Raw genomic sequence first — 20,128 nt, forward strand, 5'->3', positions numbered from 1 at the left:
TCCAGTCGTCGCAGCGCGCGAGGCATGCTATGACCCCTCTACCAGCGGGCGACGCGTTCCTTACGGTCGCCATTATGAGTGCCACTTTCCTGACAGAGGTCGCTCTTTTCATCCTAATTGGAATGATCTGAAAGGAGCGCAAGTGGCGGCGGCTCCCGTTAAAGTCTGCTCAGTCGGGCATAGCGGACAAGATTGGTGCAGGTTTGGTATCCGGGCGATCAGCGCGATCGAAAGCGCTTGACGCCGGTGGTATGATTTCCGCGATGTGGCCGTACTGCATGCATGCCCGAATTGATGTCGCCACGCATGCCCGAATAGATGGAGAAGGTCGGGTCCGCGGCTAATGCCGCGGCGGGTTCCCATGCCGAGGCGGGCGTCGCAAGGAGCGCGGAAAAAACGAGCGCTGCGCCCAAAACTTTGAAGCTGGTCATGGTATCCTCTTGTTTACTGGCGTGCACGATGCGCGTGCTGTCCATTGACATGAATGACAGTTAGGCGTTGGCATTCCCCTCGCGCAGGGGTGGCGCAATCACGCTTCGTCGATCGGCGTGATGCTGATGTCGGCAACCGGCCGCGTTTCGCAAAGCCGTTGAAAACCTCTCTCCGGACTGTGAATAGAATTTTAGCCGCCGATGGCGCGTACACGCGCAACGGCGCGTGACGAGCGCGGGCCGGAATTTGTGATCGATTCCTCCGCCGACCTCGCGCAGCGGTAAACGACCATGAACAAATATTTCAATTTAAGCCGCCGGTCGCTCCACCCATTTCCAAAGCAAAGGCCAACGCAAAGAGGACTGCGGAGATCCGGTCACTCATTATCTGTCACCTTGGCAACCAGACCCTATCGAAACCTGCGTCCCCTCGTCGGGCCGAGCTTGATCTATCTCAAGTCCCTGAGCGGCGATTGGCGTTGGTTGGCTTGCCCGATCGGACAGCCAGGTCCGATGTTCGGGGGGCACACAGCGGGCAACGCACGCCGAATGAAGTTGTCGCGATCAGATGGATAGCCGCAATGGATTCGCTTTGTCGGAGGTGAAAATGAAGCGAGCCGTCCTCATGACGACCATTGTCGCTCTCGGGGTGATCCAGGGGACACGCGCCGAGCCCCAGGCCGCCCAGTGTTCGTCCTTCTACATCTCGGAAATCAATCTCGTATCGACGGCCGACGGCGAGGCCGGGCACGTTCAGACCTTTGTGGGGGTTGGCCCCTCCAAGGAAGAGGCAGAGAAGAGCGCCCTGGGATGGTGCTCGCATATCAGGTTCGATCTTGAGACCTGTTTGAATTCGGATCGCCTGACCGCTCGCAACTCTCCGTCAGACGGAGGTGACGCCGCACTTCATCTCAAGTACATGAAGGCAATTGCGCGCATTACCGGCTGCAGTTAGAGCGCGTTCGCGAGCGATCGAACGCGCTTGATCTATATCAAGCAGCTCGTGGCCATCTTGCTGCAGGTAACAGACGACGTAGAGCCCAGGTCAATGTTTCGGGGGCGCACCGGAGCGACCGGCATGCCACTGGCGGCATATTTCTGGAAGGTCGGAGCAGTGTTGCTCGCACTGCTCTTTGTTGCAGATTATTGGCTGCCGAGGGCCCCGACCGTCGATCAGGCGGCTGCGGACCGGCCGGCCATACGTATCCACTCAGATCGCAAATGGCCCGAGCGTATTGTCTTCGATACCCAGTCGCCGGTGATCGTCGCCGCTGCGCCCGTGGCCGAGGCGACCGAGGTCGCAACTTCATCGGATGTGGCCGAACCGCCCGTTACCGTCAGACAGAGCCCGGCGGTGGCGAATTCTTTCGCGATGCTGCCGAAACAGGATACACGCCCGCCTGAAACCGTCGATCGCAAGCGACAACGCAAGATGTTGCATGTTGCGGCTCGACCGAGGCGAAACGTCCAGCCGCAGATGCTTCTGGCGGCACGACAAGGGCAGTTCGGCTGGTTCGGCTTCAGAACCTGGTGATCGGCGTCCGGTCGGGACCTGTATCTCGCTCAGCGTTCCATTGTTCATCGACAAGCCAAGCTTGGATGCGGGACGACGGAATGAGTTGCTTGGGGACGTGCGGATTGATCGTGCCCGCAAATACTACGAGACCTTCGTCGAGCTTTGCACGAACGAATGCCTTGGCCTCTGCTTCCGTAGCGAAGGTCCTTGTTTCCCGAGGGCTCCGCTGCTTCGGCAGCGTGCCGCGTTTACGAACCTCGAAGGTGACATACCAAGTCGGCGTCATCGCACGCACCAACTAATCGCCCTAGCCCAGTCGGTCTCTTATTTTGGTGCGGGTATCACGAAGCTGGTTGATCTGAATCAAGGTCGCGGTGACGGGCGGCAGGAAACACGGATAATGTTCGACGGAGTTAACGCACAGCCCAGCTCACCCTTGATGTACGTCAATGTCGCTCATCTCTCCGCGCACACGCTATCGTAAGCCGTAGGAATGCGGCTTTTGCTACCCTTGGAGGACCATCATGAAGGCTAAGATGCGACTTTCGATCAAGTCAGTGACGGTTACAGGAATCGCTGCCAGCGCACTTCTGGGACTTGCAGGGGCCACACTTGCTCCATCACCGGCCCGCGCGATCGTGTATTGCCAGTACGTCGACTATCCGGTGGGTTGCGTTGCCCGGGCTGGCGTTGCCCTCCGGCCACGGCCCGTTGCGCGCGCTGCAGTCCGTCATAACGTCGGCGGCAATGCCAATGGTGGCGTTAATCGCGTCGGAGTGCGTCGATAGAGGATTTGCCTGCGGGCCACCAGCCTTGGTAACCAACCTCGTGACCCGCGGTAGCATTCAACACTACTTCTCGGCCATGCAGCGTGCCTCCCTTTGCATGTCGGTTATTGGCCCATAGGCGGCCCCGGCCGAGCGTGGCGCAGTGGTCCGGTTTCGCGTGACGAGCCGACCGAGTTGGGCCCCCGATCTCAACGTCCGCCCGTGACCCTGGCTGTCGGATATCGTTTTCGAATTGAAAGAGGCGACGATTGCGCCGCCTCTCCTTGTGGTCCGCGTGCTTACTGGCAGACGTACATGATTCCGTCACCGCCCTTGATCAAGGTGCCGGGCGTGCAACCAATGCCATTGAGCTTCAGCTATCCCAACCGTCGTAGCAGGTGTAGGAAGCACGCCCAAAGACCCCCACAGCCGTCGTGCCGTACCCGGTCGTGCCGCCGGCACCACACCAGGGGCCGCCAGCGTAGTAGGCCCGCACTGCGTACCAAGGCAGACCGGACTGATCGGGTATGTAGTGACTATAGGGATACGGGCTGACATAGAGCCGCCTCGCTTGGGCACTCTCAACTGACAGCGAAATCCCGCGCTGCTCAGACCAGTCAACGGTGAACAGTGTCGCAAAGGCGATAACCGAAGTTACAATTGCAAAATTTCTGAAAATCATCCGCTTCATCGTTTTGCTCCTATCCTGTCTCGCCCCCTTTGCTTAAGGAGGCCCGTCGGTTGATGCCGACATTGACAAAGATCAAGGGGCTTGACCTAACTCGTGACCAAATTTCAACGTGAATCACGGAGTTTATGCACGCAACCGTGCACAAAGTCAGTCGAGAGATGTTGCTGCGTCGCGCTCTTTGGTGTGTTTGCTCGGTGTTACGTCGAGGCTGAAGTGAGGCTGGCGGATCGCTTCGGGCGGCACCTGAAAGAAGGTAACAGCGCCAATGTTATCGGAAGTCGGCAAAGATTTCGAAACGACAACCAAGTGAGCGATGTCGCCTCTTGGCCGATTGTGTTGCAAAAGTCGGAAGTTGCAGGGCTCAAGCTTCTTCGCGAAAACACTAAGCAGCGAGCGATCGCTGATTCGTATGACCTCAATCGCGTTACCGAAGTCGCCTGTGAATTTTGCGTGAGGCCGTGAGGTCCCTCGCATCTTGTACGCGAAAGTCGCGCCCACGGCCCGCAGAATTTTGGTCATCGGCGAAAATCGACTTTTGCAACAATATCGGCCCTTCAGCGACCTCGGCAGACGTCCGCTTTCCCGCCGCTGTTAGGGGTTGAGCGGACATAAGGCGGCCAGCTGCTTAATGAGTACACAGCCTAGTCACGTGAATCTAAAGTTCGCCACATAAAGTCCGCTGAGCTTTATAGCAGAAGCGTTTGACGGAAGCCAAAATCTGGTCTGCGGACTTGGTCCATTTGAATGGCTTCGGTTTTCTGTTGTGCAGGTCGATGAAGGTACGGATGTCGGCCTCGAGCTGCCTGACGGAGGTGTGAACACCTCGCTGGATCTGTTTTCTGGTGAGTTCAGCGAACCAGCGCTCGACCTGATTGATCCATGACGCGGAAGTCGGCGTGAAGTGGACATGATAGTGCGGCCGACGGGCGAGCCACGCTTTGATCTTAGGTGTTTTGTGGGTGGCGTAGTTGTCCATGACGAGATGGACATCGAGGCCTTCAGGAACTTGAGCATCGATCCCTTTTAAAAACTTCAAGAACTCGACTGCCCGGTGCCGCTTATAGCATTTGCCGATGACGAACCCCGAGGCGACATCGAGCGCGGCAAACAGCGAGGTCGTACCATGCCGCACATAACTGTGCGTGCGCCGTTCCGGTACGCCCGGCATCATCGGCAGGACCGGCTGCTCGCGATCCAGGGCCTGGATCTGGCTTTTCTCATCGATACTGAGGACAAGGGCTCGGTTCGGTGGGGACAGGTAAAGGCCGACGATATCGCGGACCTTGTCGACGAACAGCGGGTCGCTCGACAGCTTGAATGTCTGGCTGCGGTGCGGCTGCAGGCCGAACGCCATCCACATTCGGCGGATCGTGGTGTGGGAAAAGCCAGTTTCCCCAGCCATTGAGCGGATCGACCAGTGCGTCGCGTCGGGTGGCGTTGTACGCAATGTCCGCTCAATTACCTCAGCAACCTGATCGTCGTTGATGGTTCGAGGGCGGCCAGGGCGGGCCTCGTCAAGCAGGCCATCACAGCGATCCTTCAAAAATCGGCGACGCCACTTGCCAACGGTGTGTTCGTGGAGGCCGAGTTCGGCAGCCACGGACTTGCTTGGCAAGCCATCCGCACACCGCAGGATCGCGCGGCAGCGCTCAGATAGCGATCGGGCAACGCGATGACGACGAACTTGCCTCTCCAAGTACGCCCGCTCCTGCGGACTAAGCACCAACGGCGCGATCGGCCGGCCTCGTTCACCTGCATTCGCCACGAGCTCTCTCCTCTGTAGAGATTCGAGCTATCAACTAATGTGGCGAACTTGCGTTCCAGATGACTAGTTCTCAAGCCAGACACTCATGCCCGGCTCAAGGTCTGTCGAATCTCCCTTGGGATCGAGGCGTAAGCGCAGCGTATTGCGGTCATGATGGCCGATGACACGCTCTGCCTGCCAGGTGGCAAAGTAAGCGTTTCGGGGCCGTCGGGGCAGCTTCTGACCCAAGGCGACATTCAACGTCTGGAGTGATTTCCAGCTTCTGTCTGATCTTCGGATGCTAGCCGGGGAAGTCGCGGAACTCCTTGACGAGATTGAACGGGATTTTCCACCCGGCGCCTCCCCCGCGCATCAGCATCTTGATGTCTTCCGCCCTGTTTTCTTTTCCGGTTTTCGGATCGGTCTCCAGCGTGTGGCCTTGGCTGTCCCAAGGTTTGCTCGCGCTCTTCGAGTAGTAGCCGAGAAAATGGCCGGATTCATGGGCAGACGTGTTAGGCCCGCGTTGCGAGCTGATGAAGGCAAGGTCCAGCCCGCGAGCAAACGAGCCATTGGCGAGGCCGCCATTGGACCAAACCTTATCGACGCAGAAAATGGTTAGATGGGCGCCCTGAACTTTGTGTTTGACGAAGATGCCCTTCAGTTTCTCGACGTCGATCACATCGGGAAAGGTCGCCAGGCTCGCATCCTTCATGCCAGTCGCATTGGCGATCTCCTGTTTGATGGCAGCCTGCGAGTCGTCGATGACCAGCCAGTCGCTTGGCACCCGCTCGAAGCGGATGTTGGCCTGCGGCCTCCATATATTGTTCATCGTCAGCAATTCGTCTTGCTCGTTGCAGGGCTTCTTGGCGTGAAACGCCGGAGCGCCGCCACTCCCCGGAACCATGACATTGCGGAACGCCACCTTGATCTTGATTTCCGGTAGCACCACGACATAGAGCTTGGCTTCGATCTTCCGGCCGGCCGAACGGGCCACCACCTCCAGGCCGGGAAAACCAATCGGCTTAATCCGGCCATTGATCTCGAAAAACCGTGCATCGCCATTGAAGGTGGCGGGAAGTGACGCCGCCCTGAGCTGCGGATCGATATCGGGTTTGGAGAAGGTTTCTCTGGCCTGCATGACGCGTCTAAGGGTATCGGCGCCATCGATCTCCTTGATCCCGAGGGCATGGGCGTTAGGATCGACTTTGAGCTTTCTTCCGGGATCGATCAGCGCCACGATGTTGGAGCCGCCGAACGGCACCACCATGCCCGGCGGGCTGCGGCGCTCATCGATGCCGGAGCGGCGGAAAACCTCTTGAAAGGCGGCCATGTCTGGTTCTCCTGTCTTAGTTCGGTCCGTCAACGCGAAATCTTGCGCGCGGAAATGAGAGCCTCCTTCGGCGGCGGGAAAACAATCTGGCCGGTCCCCGCGGCGAGATGCAGAAAATTTCGGCGGCGAAGTTTCATGGCCAGTTCCTCCGCAACAATTTGGCACGGACGGCAATAGGCGTAGCCTACCCCGCTTTCCGGAGAGCGCGGAAGGCCAATCAATGTCCGCTAATGGCCCTGTTGAGGGCGCCCGCACCTCGCCTTTGAACTTCCCCGACCGCTCACGTCACTACTAGTCATAGCCGTGGTGGGAGCCGACGCTCCCTCCAGTGCTCAGCTTTGGGCAGGCCACGCCAGCAATGGGAGAAATTGCCATGGGACGCGCGCCGCAGCCACTGCCGCAATACACGCCGCCGGGCCCGGTGGAACAGATGCCGAATATGGCGACGCAACCGCAGTGCTCGCCGCTTGCCAAGGTTCACAGCGCCGCCGTCTTTCCCTACGTGGCCAATGAAGTCGCGACGTCCCGCACCGAGGTCGGCCATCTCGGTGTGGACGTCAGTCTGGTCCCGCCGGCCGGCATCTGCCAATATCTCATCATCTGGGATTTCGGCGTCGACTGGCGGCATCTCAAGAACATCGCCAAGCGCGATCCGCTGTTGGCAGCGCAGCTCATCCGATTTGAGACCGACAAGTCGTTGCAGTTCCAGATCGTCGGATACAGCGACAGCACCGGCGGCGAACGGAACAACAGCTTCCTGCGCACGGGCCGGGCCAAGAACGTCTTTCACCTGTTCGGCCCAAGCGCCCGCTCGCGCGTCTTCTCCGTCAAGCCCGCCTCACACTACGAGTATCTGAAGGACAACACGACCGTGATGAACAGGGCCGCCAATCGCGCTGTGGTCGTCGAAATCTTCGGCGGCGGCGGCGGGACGATCTAGCCACCTTCCACAACGCGAACGGAGGGGCGGGCGGCTCCTATTGGTGCAGTACAGCGTTTCAGCGCTTGCGGAGCCTGGCCGGACCACTATTGCTCGACCACGCAAGGGAGGTAGGTCATGCCACTGACCGAAGGCGACGTCCTGGACACACTCAGTGACTCGGTCGCGCTTGGTATCGAGTTCTACGTCGACAAGATCCATATCAAGGGCGAATACTTGACGACAGTTCGCGATCACATTCGCGCCGGCAATATATTGGTGAAGGGCGGCACTCAGGATCTCGCCTTCTACGATCAGGTTACGGATGTTCTGTTGACGCAGAAGAAGTCGCCGCCCGCAAATGATAGCGATCGGGCGCTGCTCCTGCATGAGTGCGTCCACGCCATGATCGACGTCTATGATCCTGACGGCGCTGTTACGCGCCACATGGGCGAACTGGCGGCCTACCTCACTCAAACCACATATAGCGTTCGCAAGAATCCGTCGTCTAACCGCAACGGCACCGCCCCCTGGGACAAATTCTGGGGCGACCTCTACGCCACGGTGCGCGCCAATAAGCTCGACACCAGCGCGGGCAACGGCGTCCGGATCCCGTCGGCGACGCTCGAAAATCTGCGCCGGCAACTCGCAGCGCTGCCTTTTGTGAACTATGGAGATTTCACAAAAGAAGCGACGGGCGTATCGGATGGGCTGACCCGCAGGAACCTATTTCTGTCGAGCGATGAACCCGTGTCGATGCGATCATCGAGCGTTTCCCACGAAACTTATGTTGATCCGAGCGATGACTATTTGATGCGCACCCTGATGGAGGCCTACGCGAGCGCCGATGTTAGAGGCTATGGCAGCCGCCTGCGCCGGCTACGTCGTGATTTTCTCTATTGCTCGCTGTCTCGCGCCCATGAGCTCCGGAAGAGGTTTTCGGTGCGGAAGCGTGGAGACCGGCTCTCCGAACTGTTTCACGATCGCCTGTCGCATGGCGGCCGCGCAATTCTTCTCCGTGTGCTTGCGCTGCGAAGCTGACCAGCACGCAAGTCGGAAAAATACTTTTGAGAGGAAGAATGCGCGACCGCACCGCGTCGAATGCTCGGCGTGTCGGTGCTTCAGTTAAGTAGACTCCCGACCACTCCCCTGCAGCGGGTTCTAGTCCAGGTGCCTTGCGCGCAGATCTTGAAGGTCCTTTTTCAATGCCACAAGATCCAGCCCGCGAGGAAAAGTGAGGCGTCCAGAGCGGATCACGAGCCGGACGTACGGATAGCGCTCCTCGGCAAGCATCGGAGAACTGATTTTGTATTTGTGCCAATCTTCAACGATGTGTGCCTGTTGCTCGACGTTGTATGAGTCCCAGGAATCGCCCGGCGTGTACTCGTAGCCGGAACCGATTGTCTGCGTCCAGAACGAGCGCGCCATCGTCCAGTTTGAATCGTTGAACGCCTGCCACACATGGGTCATTTCGTGCACGAAGAGGTCGCAAATGCGACCGAAGTCGTCGCACAAGAGACCGAAGGTGGGGCTAGGCGATGCCAGGTTACTGAACGCGACACTGCCAAGATTGATGGCATACCGCATGCTCGGCACCATGGGATTGCCTCCCCTGAAGAACGGTCCATCGTTCGTCCACGGTCTTCCGCCTGCTCCCAGGCCATTGGTAATCGCAATTGTCTCCCACGGCGGCAGCGTCGGGCCAAAAACGTTGCGCGCGAAATCCCGTTCGCTCACGTCCAGCACGCGCGCGAAGTCGGGTCGGCTTCCTTCACATTCCGGCGGGGTCGGAGCCGCTGGGGTGGGCGCAACCGGTGGAGTGGGCGCAATCGGCGGGGGAGGCGGCGTACCTGGCGGCAGATAGATGAATCCCCCTCGCCATCCACCTCTCCCGCCCGTCGTACCGGAGGAAAACGCAAAATTTTGGCGATCGGGCGACATCGCGCGGCAGCCGACATACTCGGCCAGGTACCAGTTCACCTGGCGTGTGGCTTGTTGGAAATCGCGCTGCTTGACGAGCTTGACGCCCGGAAAATTGAACTCGATGAGGTCCCAGGGGGCGATGCCGATCCGCTTGGCAAGGGATATCCAGGTCTCGCCTGCCGTCACCGCATGCCGGATTCCCGCGGGCGGTACATAGCTTTCGACGACGGGCTTCAACGGCCTTTCCTGGTTCGGCAATGTAAGACCTCCCCCGCCGATTCCTGCGGAACTACGCGTTCTCGCCACCAATACTTATTGGTCGCCGCTACCTCGAGGCGGTTCGATGGTTCCATTCATTTGGGCCACCAACTGGCAGTGGCAAATCGAAGAGCCTCATTCGTAGATTGGAGGCGTAGACACGAAGCAATGTCGAACGAGCGATATCCGCTTTAGCGCCGGCCTTTTGGCTTCGAGCCGAGCAGATCATGCGTGCCGCTGATGCTCACGGTTCCGGAGCACTCGAAACCGCCGAAAAGTCCGCAGGAGCCCGTGACCGTAACGCGCAAGTCTTTGCGCTGGTACATGTCGACCGAAATGCCCACGCGCGAAAAGTCGTTCGCGCTGTTCGGCAGGATCAGATCGATGTGCTCCGCGGCCCATTGCGGTATATGCTTGTTGCTCTTCCAGAACAGCTCATTGCCGGCGTGATGCACGAAGTTCGGTCCGACCGTAAGGGCGCCGTCCACGCCTTCGAATACGAAGCCTGTTTCGTCGATGTGCACGTTCACCCGATCAGGTGCTACGGCGAAATGCAACGAGGTGATGTCCTGGGGCTGCGGGTCCTTGCCGAATTGCGAGCTGTAGGCGTCGCTCCATTGTCCGCGGTCGCGCCCGAGCCCGAAGCCATGGCGGCCCGGGAGATCCCGCGTTGAGAGCGGCCTGTCCGACAGCTTTGGGCGCCAGATCTCCCGGAACCCCTTGCCGATCGTTGCCGCCATCGACAGATCGAGGGCCCAATGCGACGCTTTCTCCCGGCTTTGCCCTTCGGCGAAGGCGTCGAATCCGTCCGTCGTCTTGGCAATGCGCAGCTTCTTGATCAGCTCTTCCCAGTCCTTGGGCAGGAAGGTGACGCCGTCGAGCGTGGTCGTCGCGGCAGCGACACCATACTTCTCGAGCTGGTGCCGGATGTAGGGCTTCTCGTCATAAAGGCGCACATCCGGGTTGGGGCCGGCAAAATAATTCTTCAAATCGATCTGCGGCCGCAGCATGGTCAGTCGTGCCGCGATCTTCCGGTAAGTGTCGGTCGTCGTCGGATCGGTCGTCGTCATGGGGCGCACTCCGAGGCAATCCTCGCCCCAAATTGGTCTCGCCCTCGGGTTCAATGCCGGCTCGTTCGACCAAGCTGCCGCCCGGCCCAGGTTATTCGAATTCCTATCGCGCCGGTGCAATGACTGTTTGAACCTGCTGATCGGAAACGGCGACCACCAACCGTGGGGTAGTGCGAACAACGAGGACGATCAAATGTCACTGCGGAGCAGGGTATTGGACGTACTCCATGGCCCGGCGGTCGCACGCATGCGCTTCCGGTTTCCGATCCGCGGCAGCCATGTGACGATTGCGCCGCAAACGTTCCATCACGTCGCCCGCGCGATCCGGTTGGGGCAGGTCACCGTCAGACCTCCGACGGATCTCGCGGCAGGCGTTGCTGCACAATACAACGATGTCGCGAGAACCAGGGCGGACGGCACGGCGGTTGCGGCAAACACGCTGGAGGTCGTGTCGGCAGCGGGGCGGATGGACGAGGCCTATATCGTCCACGAGAGCCTGCATGCGGCATACGATCTGTTGCGTACAGGCCTTGATGCCAATGCCGAAGAGGCGTCTGCCTACGTCTGCACGGCGCTCTATTGCCGCATGACAGGCCTGCCCCGCCCTCGCTGGGCCAACGGGCCGATCTACGCCAATGCCGCAGAGGTCGCCCGAACGCTGCTGTCCCAGTATCAGAAGGGCGATCCCGGGATTCCCTGGGTCGGCGAGCATGAATGGAAGATGCTGCGCGCAGGTGTTGGCCTTGATCCGGTCTATGCCAGCGGACCCGGCGGTATTCTCACGGGATGGCTCCTCGGCCAGCAATATACCCACGACGGCTAGAGTGCCGGGCCGCATCCGCTGCAGGAAATGGCACGAGCTTCCAACTCCTGCCGTTCATCGCCAACGGAGCCGACGCACTTGAGCGCATCACGCGACCAGCAGGCCCAGCTTGCCGACCATCGCAAGCGAGCGCTGAACGCTTTCTCGCGTTGACAGCAATAACGGCTCGGCAGGCTGCCCGGCATTATCCTTCTGGTCTATCCGGATGGTCGGGCCGAATTTTTCCGTCATTTCGGCCGTGATCTGGTCGATGGTCCGCGCTCCGTCGAGCAATTGCAGGAAATCCCTGGTCCGGTCGTCCTCCAACTGCACCGTTTGGTGGAGGAGGTTGGTGACGAGCGGACCTGTTTGCGCTTGTCTTCGCGCGAGCAGGCTCGCCTGCGGATGCTCGGTAGCTTCCTTCAACAAAAAGGGACGCGACAGCAGGAACGAAACCTCGCCGCTGCAAGCCAGGATGAACATCGCCTCCGTCAACACCTTTTGGTCATCATCCGCCCGCCGGTCGCCCAGCAGCGCGCGGGCCCCATCGAGCAGCTCGTCGAATGATAATGCTCGCGGCCAGGCCCGGCCCAGACATAGATGCGCGGCCTTCAAGAGCGGATTGGTTACCGTGACCCTGCTGCCGTCCTGGTTCTCGAATTCCATCGCGGAATCGTCGGTCACGCAGGCGTCGGGGTCGACCGGGTTGGTCGTGCTCAGCAAATGGAACCGGGTGACGAAATCGAGGTCGACCTGGCGGGACAGCGAAATGCTGTCGTGGCAGAGCAAGGTGCGCCGAAAGCCGTTGCCGTCGATGAAGTCCTGATATTGATCGCGCGCCATGAACTCGCTTTCCGGGAAGCGCTGCAGCGTCGCGCGAACCTCCTCGGAATAGCCGGCAAGATAGCGTCGTGAAAAATCAGCATCGCCCAGATATTGCAGGCCATGGCGGCTTGCGTCCTCGGCGACCTCATGCAGCAAGAACGCCTCGGCACCATCATCGAGATCGTCGTGAAACAGAAGCTCGTCGGGGGACTTGAGGACGCGGTTGTACTGGTCGCGCATAACTGCGCCGTGCACCGAGTTGGCCTTCGAGCCGTCGCTCAGGAACTTCAGGATCGCGCGGGCCTGTCCGACCTTCTCCTTCATGCCGGTGAGACGGCGGGTGTGATACCGCATCATGTCGCGGACCATGTCGCGAAGATGCGAGAACGGGTGCGCATTGTAGCTGACGTAGCAGACCCCGCGGGGAGCCAGGTTCTGCTTGAAGATCATCATCATCTTCTCGCGCACCGCCGGCGGCACCCAGGAATACACGCCGTGTGCGATGATGTAGTCGAACTCCCCGAAGCCTGCGTCGACATTCATGATGTCGCAATGGAGAAGCTTGATGTTGCTCAGGCCCAATGTGGCGATGTTTCGCTGGCCGCGCTCGATCGTCACGCCGCTCAGGTCGACACCGACGAATTCGCTGATTGGATATTGAAAGGCCATCGGCAACAGGTTGCCGCCAACGCCGCAGCCAAGCTCCAGCACCCGGCAACGCTCGACCGGCGCTGACTGCATGCCGTAAACGGCAGCAATGGTAGCAAGATGGTTCGGATGAGTGAGCCCGTAGACGTGGCCGGGGTAGTAGACCTCGTCGTATGGCGTGGGACCGGCGTTCGGGTGGCGATGCTCGGTTTGAATGTTCATCGTCCTCAGTTCCACGAATATGCGAACTTGTCGTTCTCGATCGAGACCCGCGCTTGCTTGATTTCTTCCTTGGCAAGCGACTTGCTAAGGAACTCGCGCGACAGCTCCGGGAGCAGGGTGTTGGTGATGATGTTGTCAATCATTCGCCCGCCGGAATCCGGGTCGTTGCAACGTGACACAATGTGCTCCACGACCGCGTCATCGTAGTCGAAGGACGCGTTATGATTGTCGCGGAGGCGTCGTCCGATCCGGTCGAGCTGTAACCGAACGATCCCGGCGAGCATCTCGTCGGATAGCGGGAAGTACGGTATCGAGACGATGCGTCCGAGCAGCGCTGCGGGAAACACCTTCAGCAGTTCCGGCCTCAGCATCTTGGCGAGCTCTTCCGGCTCGTTGCGATACTTTGGATCGCGCGAGAGGCCCATGATCAGATCGGTGCCGACGTTGGTGGTAAGGATGATCAAGGTGTTCTTGAAGTCGATCCGCCGCCCGTTGCCGTCCTCCATGGTTCCCTTGTCAAACACCTGGAAGAAGATCTCGTGGACGTCGGGATGAGCTTTCTCCACCTCGTCGAGCAGGATGACACTGTAGGGCTTGCGCCGGACAGCCTCGGTGAGGCGTCCACCTTCGCCATAGCCGACATAGCCGGGAGGTGCACCCTTCAAGGTCGAGACGGTGTGCGCTTCCTGGAACTCCGACATGTTGATCGTGATCATGTTCTGCTCACCGCCGTAAAGGGTCTCGGCAAGCGCCAGGGCGGTTTCAGTCTTGCCCACGCCGGATGGACCAGCCAGCATGAACACGCCGATCGGCTTGGAAGGGTTGTCAAGCTTGGCGCGGCTGGTCTCGATTCGCTTGGCGATCATCGTCAGCCCATGAGACTGGCCGACGACGCGGCGGTTGAGGATCTCCGGTAGCTTCAGCACGGTTTCGATCTCGTCGCGCATCATCCGGCCGACCGGGATGCCGGTCCAGTCAGAGACAACGGACGCCACCGATTGCTGGTCTACATGGGCATAGACCATCCGCTTCTCCGGATGGATGCTCTCAAGTGTGTCGAACTTGCCGCGCAACTCCGCGCGCCTGGCAGCCGGATCTTCGCCTTCTTTGGGCTGGGACAGAATCTCCCGGATGCTCCGGATGTCCTTGACGAGTTCCTGCTCTGCGGCCCAATCGGCTTCAAGGTTCGTCAGCTTGTCCTTCAGTGCCGCAATGTCGTTGTCGATCGCCGTGATGCGGTCGCTGTCCTTAAGCCCAAGATCGCTGTCGCTGACGAGTGCCGATTTCTCGGCTTCACGAGCGGTAATCGCAACGCGTGCATCCTCGATCAGGGCTGGCGTCGCGCTCTGGCTGATGGCCACGCGCGCCGAGGCGGTATCAAGCAGGCTGACCGCCTTGTCCGGCAACTGCCGTGAAGGAATGTAGCGGTGGGACAGGTTGACCGCTGCGACGATCGCAGCATCGGAGATGCGAACGCCGTGGTGCTTTTCCATCGGACCGAGAAGTCCGCGCAGCATGATGCAGCAGGTCTCCACTTCCGGTTCATCGATCTGGATCGGCTGGAAGCGTCGCGTGAGCGCGGGGTCTTTCTCGATATACTGGCGATATTCTGCCCATGTGGTGGCGGCGATCGTGCGCAGCGTGCCACGGGCGAGAGGAGGTTTCAGGAGATTGGCCGCATCACCGGTGCCGGCCGCGCCGCCGGCGCCGATCAATGTATGGGCTTCATCGATGAACAGTATGATCGGGGTGGGTGAGCTCTGGACCTCGTCGATCACCGAGCGCAAGCGCTGCTCAAACTCACCCTTCATGGAAGCACCGGCCTGCATCAGGCCGATGTCGAGCGCACAAAGCCTTACACCGCGGAGCGGTGGCGGCACGTCGCCGGCGGCGATTCGCTGGGCGAATCCCTCGACAACTGCGGTCTTGCCGACGCCAGCCTCGCCGGTAAGAATTGGATTGTTCTGCCGCCGTCGCATCAGCACGTCGATCAGTTGGCGGATTTCTTCGTCCCGGCCAAGGATCGGATCCATCTCACCTGATTTGGCCTTGGCGGTGAGATCCTGGGAGAACCGGTCGAGCGGCGTCGTCCCCTTGGGACCCGCTTGGGCCGCGCCTTCCGTGCCTGCGCCGACCAGGCCCGAACCGTCCATCGGCCGCATGGTTTCCTCGTCGGAGCCGGCCCAGACATTGCGGCGCTCCGCGGCGAGTGCGTCGACGTTGACCTTGGCGAATTCCTGCGAGAGGTTGTTCAGCGTGCGACGAATATCATTCGATTTCAGGCCCGCCACGAGCAGATGACCGGTGCGGATCTGGGTCTCGCCAAAGAAGAGCGTGGCATAATGCCAGCCCCGATCGAGCAGATCGATGACCGGATTGGCGACGCCCGGCATGTCGGTTTCGTTCTTACGAAAGCCATTGATCACGCCGGCAAGGTCCGACAACAAGCGTGCCCGGTCGAGCTTGTAATGATCGACCGAGAGGCTGAGATCGTTGCGTTCCTGCTGCAGGATATGAAACAGCCAGTGCGCTAGCTCGACGTTGCGATTGCCGGCGCTCTTTGCGTGGCGCAGGGCCTGTATGAAGGCATCATAGCCGGCCCGGTTCAGCTTGCCCGTTACAGCCTCAATGCTGATGTCGGTCACGGCGGATCCTCCTGCTTAATCCATCCGCGGATGCCTGGCATCAAGCGGAAATTTCATCGAATCCCATAGCTTTAGGCAATCGGCGCTACGGATAGGTTCAAATCGCCGAGGCATCGGCTGCGGCGGCCCGACGGGCGCTCAAGCGCTCGCTGAGCTGAAAGCGGGCATCGCGGCGATATTCTTCCGTGGAAGTCCAGTTCGGCGAGACCCAGGTGGTCCATCCAAGTCGTCCGCTCTGTCCGAGCCTGACCGGGACGACCTCTCCCGCTGGAATGGCGAGCTCCACCTCCCATTCCAATTCGTCGCCGATATAGAAGAACACGGCGTCCGCCAGAGGCTCCGACAAGTTGCGCGCTTCGGTCGGCAAGAACTGTTCGTACTGGGTAAAATTCTTGACAAAGACCCGCACCCTGATCTTGTCCTCGACGCTGAACACGCGTGAGCCCAGAAGAGCGTCCCGGCCGAGCCTGGCATGGGTTCCGCCGAGCCGGCTGCAATGACTTGGGTCGAATGACAGCCAGGTGCCGACAAATTCGTCGATCTCGACCTTGACGTCGAACAGCCCCTGCAGGAACCGCGTCAACCGTGACGCACACTTCGCTCTGGGGGAGATCAGTCCGGCAAAGCTGAGCTTCGCCATGTCCGGTACGGTGTCTCGATCAGCGAAAACGTCGGAGCCGAGGCCGGCGAAGGAGCCGACATAGGCGATGAAGCGATCATCCGCCGGACGGTCGTGCTGAGCGATCGGCCGCGGATCGGCCCAGGCGCGAAAGAAGAGTTGCAGAAAGCGTCCGTTGAGCAGATCGAGAAAGCGCGGGAAGGCGTCATCCCGCATCAGCCACCAACTGAGGCTCTCGTCGGTGGTGGCAAGCGGCAGCGCGCCCTGCGGCCCCAGGAGACCGAGAAATTTGACGAGTATCCTGAGCCGGCCACCCACGTCGTCGACGGCCGCAAGGTTGGAGGCGGGGAACTCCAGATAAGGCACTTGGCCGAGGTCGATATACTCCTCGCGGCGTGCAGCGCTGTCACCGATCCGCGGTCGATCCGAGTTGGCGCGCTCGAGCTGGCGCAACGCATTAAAGAAATCGAACCGCCAGGGCTCCGCCTTCATCTGGTCGATCAGCGTCATAGAGGTCTCCGCGTGCCCATGCGCGGCGGCCAACGCATGATCTCGCCGCGCTCCGGCGTCGAGACGACCGTCTGTGTGAAGGTATTGAAGCCCGAATAGTCGGCGAAGAAGCGCTCCAGCACGGCTCCGAGCAAGAACACGCCGCTGCCCTCGAATGCCTTCTCGTCGAGCGTGATGGTAATCTCCAGGCCGCGCGCTGCGCCGCTGCCGGTGCGCTCGCGCACCCGCCGTACGACCGGCCGGCTTTCTATGCTGCGCACGCCGCGGATCTTGCGTTCCGTGGCGTCGTCGAACTGATCGGCGAACAAGGACAGCATTTCGCGCAGGGCTCCGGCGTTCTTGCCGCCACCGCGCTCGACGAGGCCAAGATAGTTCAGGCTCAGCATGTTGATCAGCCGCCAGCTGACGATTCCGCTGTTCGCGATCTCGCTGCGGCTGCGCAATTGGGCCACGATCGGTTCGCGTGGTCGGGTGGGACCGGCGACGCACATCAGATCAAGGGAAGTATCGTCCAACAGGCGGAAGTCGGCGCCGCCCTGGCCGACCGGCAAGTGTTCGGTGAGATGCCGGTTGGAGCACAGCGCCCGGACGCTGAGTTCGGCGACCGCACCTTCGCCGCTAAGTTCACCGGGCTCCAGCAGAGACAGGAACATGTCCGTCCCGGTGTAGTCCGATGATGCGCCGTACGTCTTTTCTCCCACTGTGCGGCGCCGGGGCAACCGTCGAACGGTGAAATAAAGCCCCTCGACCGATCCGCTGGTCCGGTCGACGGCGGCCGAATACAGCGGGCGCACCGGCCGCTTGTCCTTGTCGGCCGGAAAGTGCGCGTAGACTTCGAGTACCTGGTGCGGTTCGTATTCCAGATAGCGGCTGCGATCGGGCACCACATGGTACTCGTGCGTATTCGACTTGACGGGGATGCGATCGCTCGTCTTCTCGAACAGGTTGATTGCCGGCGCGCTATAGAGCCTGAAGGTATCGGGCCGCACCGCGGCGGCAAGCCGTGAATTGTGTTCATCGAAAGCGAAGACGATATCGATCGATTTGCTGCGCAGCCGTGGCATCACGCTGCGAAGTCCCGTCAGGTTGAAGCCGAGGAACTTGCGTGGAAACATGAAATATTCCCGCAGCAGCTCCGAGCCGCGAAAGACCCGGTTGTCGTTGGGAAACAGCGACTCGTCCTCGTCGAAACCAATCTGCTGCACGCAGTCATGGGGCGCACGAGTCACCACCGGATCGCCGAAATCATCGAGATGCCGGAAGTAGACGCCCTTGCAGTTCGAGATCAATTGCTCGTAAAGCGCAATGGCGTCGGATTCCGCGCCTGAAAGGTAGATCGGAAGTTCGCTCGTGCGGCAGCCTGCAAACCAGGTTTCCGGCTTGGCCCTGGCCTCCGCGTCCGGCAGCTCCTCATCGAGCCGGGCCGCGGTACGGTGGGTCAACGACAGCCTGAGCCCGGCGATGACGTCGCCGCCGACGGGAATCCCGAGCGCCTGCAGCGCGCCTGCCGTCGAGAAGTATTCGGCGCCGGTGACGTCGAATGGCCAAAGAGCGATATCGCGGCAAAGTCGAAATCGGCAGGAGAGACTTCGTTCTCTCTCGCGATAGGTGGCGTCGAAATAGGCGCCGCGCGCGATCTTCTTGCCATCGCGTAGCGCTGGGTCGGCATAGGGGGGGCGTGCCGTGACCAGCATGGCCGACGGAGTCGGGGCAAGGTAATTCGGAACCAGTTGCTCGAGCAGGTTTGCAGTGAATTCCGGGAATTCGTGCTTGAGCTTGAGCTGAACGCGAGCGGCGAGAAATGCGGCACCTTCCAGCAATCCCGTGATCATGGGATCAGAGCGATCCCGGATCAGCCCACCGAGGCGTTCTGCGATGCCGGGATACTCTTCGGCGAAATCCCCGGCCTGCTCGTAGAGCAGTGACAGTTCACGATTGTAAAAATCCAGGAATTCGCGGTTCATGCTAAAGTCGGTTGATCTGGATATCGCCGCTGTCGAGGTCGACGTCGGCGACGAACTCCACGGGGACGTTGAGCGGCTCGGCCTTCAGGTCGGCGTGAACGATGAAGCGCAGCTTGAGTTGCTCGGGGCCGACCGAGCCGTCGCGTCGGACCCGGATGGTGTTGCGATCGAGCCTCGGTTCATAAGTCGTGAGCGTCTCGCGCAACGCGTCGGTGAGCTCGTCGTCGGCGACCTCGTCGATCGAACGGTGGGCAATATCAGGGAAGCCAAAGTTCAGGATTGAGGTTCGGACGCAATCGTGGCCGTTCAGATCCAGGGTCGATTCCAGGGCAATGGTATTGAGGAGCGTTTCGAGGTCATGGGAGACCTCGCGCCGGAGCAACGTTTCCGAGATTGGAAATCGGCCCGCGCTCCGCCGCCCTGCAATGACCCGCTCGCCAGACTCATCGCGTAGATTGAGCTTCTTGCGTGCGTCGCGCGCTTCATGGGCTGAGCGAAATGCCAGCATCAGTGGGGGAGAGAGCCGATCCTTCTTTCGTGCAATGGTCATTCACGGTCCCCATGACGCCCAACTCGCATGCAATCCCGGGGGGCGCGCGTTGGTGTCCGACTTGGCGTCGCCCAGCAGGCTTTCGGGCCCGCAACCGGGCCTGACGAGAGGTGCGATCAAAATCGCACCGCTTGGCGCCGGTTCGCCAATCGCAACCGGCGCCAGGCGAGGGGCCGACAATCAGGCCCATTCCTTGTTGGCAGGAACATCCCAGCCAAACGTCGGCGAAGCTCCGGCGCCACCCTTCTCCGTCTGGGTCTTGTAGATCATCTTGACCTTCGCGAAGTTCAGACTCACGTTTTCGGTAAGGCGATCTTCGCCGTGCGATCCGCCTGTCGATACGCTCGTCACGAGAACCTGCTTCATCTCGATCTTGAGATATTCCAGCGGGTTTTCGCCGGCCTTGCGGACCGTCAGGATCGCGCTGTCGATATGCTTGCCGTTTGCGCAGACCTTGAAAAGTTCCGGCGTGGCCTTGTCAACGAAGTGCGTGAAGTGAAGATCCTGCACGCTGACCTTGCCGGCGCCGCCGCCCGATCCGCTGTGGAAGGTACCGGTCTGGCTCTCGCCAAACGACCAACTCAAAATATCGATTTCGTCTTTGTGCTTGTCGTCCAGCGACTCGCCCTTGATCGGATCGAGTTTCAGGAAGATGTCGACAGCCATAGCATGGTCCTCTCAAATTTCTGTGTGT

Annotated in this window: 20 protein-coding genes; 6 read left to right on the forward strand and 14 right to left on the reverse strand. The window is 60.3% G+C overall.

Features of this window, described 5'->3' with window-relative positions:
* Positions 1 to 218: 218 nt before the first annotated feature.
* On the reverse strand, positions 219 to 431 hold the full coding sequence (locus ACVJ5M_RS13805; RefSeq protein WP_144030618.1) for a hypothetical protein: 213 nt from the start codon (positions 429 to 431) through the stop codon (positions 219 to 221).
* 607 nt (positions 432 to 1,038) lie between these two features.
* Here ACVJ5M_RS13805 and ACVJ5M_RS13810 point away from each other — a divergent pair.
* On the forward strand, positions 1,039 to 1,386 hold the full coding sequence (locus tag ACVJ5M_RS13810; RefSeq protein WP_354099566.1) for a hypothetical protein: 348 nt from the start codon (positions 1,039 to 1,041) through the stop codon (positions 1,384 to 1,386).
* A gap of 27 nt (positions 1,387 to 1,413) precedes the next feature.
* Positions 1,414 to 1,965: a hypothetical protein gene (locus tag ACVJ5M_RS13815; protein WP_063981805.1), complete on the forward strand. Its 552-nt coding sequence runs from the start codon at positions 1,414 to 1,416 to the stop codon at positions 1,963 to 1,965.
* Here ACVJ5M_RS13815 and ACVJ5M_RS13820 read toward each other — a convergent pair.
* Positions 1,952 to 2,233 (reverse strand): hypothetical protein, encoded by a 282-nt coding sequence (locus ACVJ5M_RS13820; RefSeq protein ID WP_084795344.1) that lies wholly within the window; start codon positions 2,231 to 2,233, stop codon positions 1,952 to 1,954. The two genes, ACVJ5M_RS13815 and ACVJ5M_RS13820, sit on opposite strands and share 14 nt — an antisense overlap.
* Positions 2,234 to 2,471: 238 nt before the next feature.
* Between ACVJ5M_RS13820 and ACVJ5M_RS13825 the strand changes: the two genes are divergently transcribed.
* Complete coding sequence (locus tag ACVJ5M_RS13825) at positions 2,472 to 2,735, forward strand: hypothetical protein (protein WP_085398219.1); 264 nt, start codon at positions 2,472 to 2,474, stop codon at positions 2,733 to 2,735.
* A gap of 352 nt (positions 2,736 to 3,087) precedes the next feature.
* Here the strand turns inward: ACVJ5M_RS13825 and ACVJ5M_RS13830 are convergent, their stop codons facing one another.
* The 4 genes from ACVJ5M_RS13830 to ACVJ5M_RS13845 all read right to left on the reverse strand — a co-directional run bounded on the left by ACVJ5M_RS13830 (position 3,088) and on the right by ACVJ5M_RS13845 (position 6,479).
* The gene (locus tag ACVJ5M_RS13830) at positions 3,088 to 3,405 is read right to left on the reverse strand and encodes a hypothetical protein (RefSeq protein WP_456679341.1); all 318 of its coding nucleotides are present in this window, start codon (positions 3,403 to 3,405) and stop codon (positions 3,088 to 3,090) included.
* A 147-nt stretch (positions 3,406 to 3,552) separates the two neighbouring features.
* A complete protein-coding gene (locus ACVJ5M_RS13835; RefSeq protein ID WP_063981807.1) occupies positions 3,553 to 3,924 on the reverse strand; it encodes a hypothetical protein in 372 nt (123 codons plus the stop codon).
* A gap of 136 nt (positions 3,925 to 4,060) precedes the next feature.
* Positions 4,061 to 5,170 carry an IS630 family transposase gene (locus tag ACVJ5M_RS13840; protein ID WP_135216181.1) on the reverse strand — a complete coding sequence of 370 codons (1,110 nt, stop codon included), beginning with the start codon at positions 5,168 to 5,170 and terminating at the stop codon, positions 4,061 to 4,063.
* 280 nt (positions 5,171 to 5,450) lie between these two features.
* Positions 5,451 to 6,479, reverse strand: coding sequence for a hypothetical protein (locus tag ACVJ5M_RS13845; protein WP_063981808.1), 1,029 nt, complete (start codon positions 6,477 to 6,479; stop codon positions 5,451 to 5,453).
* Between the two features lie 373 nt (positions 6,480 to 6,852).
* Here ACVJ5M_RS13845 and ACVJ5M_RS13850 point away from each other — a divergent pair, with 373 nt between their 5' ends.
* Together ACVJ5M_RS13850 and ACVJ5M_RS13855 are read left to right on the forward strand one after the other, a co-directional pair.
* Positions 6,853 to 7,419 carry an OmpA family protein gene (locus ACVJ5M_RS13850; RefSeq protein ID WP_063981809.1) on the forward strand — a complete coding sequence of 189 codons (567 nt, stop codon included), beginning with the start codon at positions 6,853 to 6,855 and terminating at the stop codon, positions 7,417 to 7,419.
* Positions 7,420 to 7,536: 117 nt separating this feature from the next.
* The gene (locus ACVJ5M_RS13855; protein ID WP_085402418.1) at positions 7,537 to 8,439 is read left to right on the forward strand and encodes a hypothetical protein; all 903 of its coding nucleotides are present in this window, start codon (positions 7,537 to 7,539) and stop codon (positions 8,437 to 8,439) included.
* Positions 8,440 to 8,559: 120 nt separating this feature from the next.
* Here the strand turns inward: ACVJ5M_RS13855 and ACVJ5M_RS13860 are convergent, their stop codons facing one another.
* Positions 8,560 to 9,558 (reverse strand): hypothetical protein, encoded by a 999-nt coding sequence (locus ACVJ5M_RS13860; RefSeq protein WP_245344163.1) that lies wholly within the window; start codon positions 9,556 to 9,558, stop codon positions 8,560 to 8,562.
* Positions 9,559 to 9,770: 212 nt separating this feature from the next.
* A complete protein-coding gene (locus ACVJ5M_RS13865) occupies positions 9,771 to 10,649 on the reverse strand; it encodes a hypothetical protein (RefSeq protein WP_085402419.1) in 879 nt (292 codons plus the stop codon).
* Positions 10,650 to 10,863: 214 nt separating this feature from the next.
* On the opposite strand from ACVJ5M_RS13865, the gene ACVJ5M_RS13870 reads away from it, so the two are divergent.
* Positions 10,864 to 11,472 (forward strand): hypothetical protein, encoded by a 609-nt coding sequence (locus ACVJ5M_RS13870; RefSeq protein ID WP_231142835.1) that lies wholly within the window; start codon positions 10,864 to 10,866, stop codon positions 11,470 to 11,472.
* A gap of 87 nt (positions 11,473 to 11,559) precedes the next feature.
* On the opposite strand, the gene ACVJ5M_RS13875 is transcribed toward ACVJ5M_RS13870, so the two are convergent.
* From ACVJ5M_RS13875 to ACVJ5M_RS13900, 6 genes are all read right to left on the reverse strand, one after another.
* Positions 11,560 to 13,146: a methyltransferase regulatory domain-containing protein gene (locus tag ACVJ5M_RS13875; protein ID WP_085402420.1), complete on the reverse strand. Its 1,587-nt coding sequence runs from the start codon at positions 13,144 to 13,146 to the stop codon at positions 11,560 to 11,562.
* A 5-nt stretch (positions 13,147 to 13,151) separates the two neighbouring features.
* Positions 13,152 to 15,791 carry a type VI secretion system ATPase TssH gene (tssH, locus tag ACVJ5M_RS13880; RefSeq protein ID WP_063981813.1) on the reverse strand — a complete coding sequence of 880 codons (2,640 nt, stop codon included), beginning with the start codon at positions 15,789 to 15,791 and terminating at the stop codon, positions 13,152 to 13,154.
* A gap of 97 nt (positions 15,792 to 15,888) precedes the next feature.
* The gene (gene tssG, locus ACVJ5M_RS13885) at positions 15,889 to 16,953 is read right to left on the reverse strand and encodes a type VI secretion system baseplate subunit TssG (protein WP_354100184.1); all 1,065 of its coding nucleotides are present in this window, start codon (positions 16,951 to 16,953) and stop codon (positions 15,889 to 15,891) included.
* Positions 16,917 to 18,884 (reverse strand): type VI secretion system baseplate subunit TssF, encoded by a 1,968-nt coding sequence (gene tssF, locus ACVJ5M_RS13890; protein ID WP_085402421.1) that lies wholly within the window; start codon positions 18,882 to 18,884, stop codon positions 16,917 to 16,919. Before tssF ends, tssG begins: the two co-directional genes overlap by 37 nt.
* Position 18,885: 1 nt before the next feature.
* On the reverse strand, positions 18,886 to 19,434 hold the full coding sequence (tssE, locus tag ACVJ5M_RS13895; protein WP_094184183.1) for a type VI secretion system baseplate subunit TssE: 549 nt from the start codon (positions 19,432 to 19,434) through the stop codon (positions 18,886 to 18,888).
* A gap of 180 nt (positions 19,435 to 19,614) precedes the next feature.
* Positions 19,615 to 20,100, reverse strand: coding sequence for an Hcp family type VI secretion system effector (locus tag ACVJ5M_RS13900; RefSeq protein ID WP_014493489.1), 486 nt, complete (start codon positions 20,098 to 20,100; stop codon positions 19,615 to 19,617).
* Positions 20,101 to 20,128 lie beyond the last annotated feature (28 nt).

Source organism: Bradyrhizobium sp. S3.7.6, from assembly GCF_054061875.1.

What these genes read in the sequence shown, in the direction of transcription:
- ACVJ5M_RS13805 (WP_144030618.1), bottom strand. Translation starts at nt 431, where the DNA reads ATGACCAGCTTCAAAGTTTTGGGCGCAGCGCTCGTTTTTTCCGCGCTC.
- ACVJ5M_RS13810 (WP_354099566.1), top strand. Translation starts at nt 1,039, where the DNA reads ATGAAGCGAGCCGTCCTCATGACGACCATTGTCGCTCTCGGGGTGATC.
- ACVJ5M_RS13820 (WP_084795344.1), bottom strand. Translation starts at nt 2,233, where the DNA reads ATGACGCCGACTTGGTATGTCACCTTCGAGGTTCGTAAACGCGGCACG.
- ACVJ5M_RS13825 (WP_085398219.1), top strand. Translation starts at nt 2,472, where the DNA reads ATGAAGGCTAAGATGCGACTTTCGATCAAGTCAGTGACGGTTACAGGA.
- ACVJ5M_RS13830 (WP_456679341.1), bottom strand. Translation starts at nt 3,405, where the DNA reads ATGAAGCGGATGATTTTCAGAAATTTTGCAATTGTAACTTCGGTTATC.
- ACVJ5M_RS13835 (WP_063981807.1), bottom strand. Translation starts at nt 3,924, where the DNA reads ATGACCAAAATTCTGCGGGCCGTGGGCGCGACTTTCGCGTACAAGATG.
- ACVJ5M_RS13845 (WP_063981808.1), bottom strand. Translation starts at nt 6,479, where the DNA reads ATGGCCGCCTTTCAAGAGGTTTTCCGCCGCTCCGGCATCGATGAGCGC.
- ACVJ5M_RS13850 (WP_063981809.1), top strand. Translation starts at nt 6,853, where the DNA reads ATGGGACGCGCGCCGCAGCCACTGCCGCAATACACGCCGCCGGGCCCG.
- ACVJ5M_RS13855 (WP_085402418.1), top strand. Translation starts at nt 7,537, where the DNA reads ATGCCACTGACCGAAGGCGACGTCCTGGACACACTCAGTGACTCGGTC.
- ACVJ5M_RS13865 (WP_085402419.1), bottom strand. Translation starts at nt 10,649, where the DNA reads ATGACGACGACCGATCCGACGACGACCGACACTTACCGGAAGATCGCG.
- ACVJ5M_RS13875 (WP_085402420.1), bottom strand. Translation starts at nt 13,146, where the DNA reads ATGAACATTCAAACCGAGCATCGCCACCCGAACGCCGGTCCCACGCCA.
- tssF (WP_085402421.1), bottom strand. Translation starts at nt 18,884, where the DNA reads ATGAACCGCGAATTCCTGGATTTTTACAATCGTGAACTGTCACTGCTC.
- tssE (WP_094184183.1), bottom strand. Translation starts at nt 19,434, where the DNA reads ATGACCATTGCACGAAAGAAGGATCGGCTCTCTCCCCCACTGATGCTG.
- ACVJ5M_RS13900 (WP_014493489.1), bottom strand. Translation starts at nt 20,100, where the DNA reads ATGGCTGTCGACATCTTCCTGAAACTCGATCCGATCAAGGGCGAGTCG.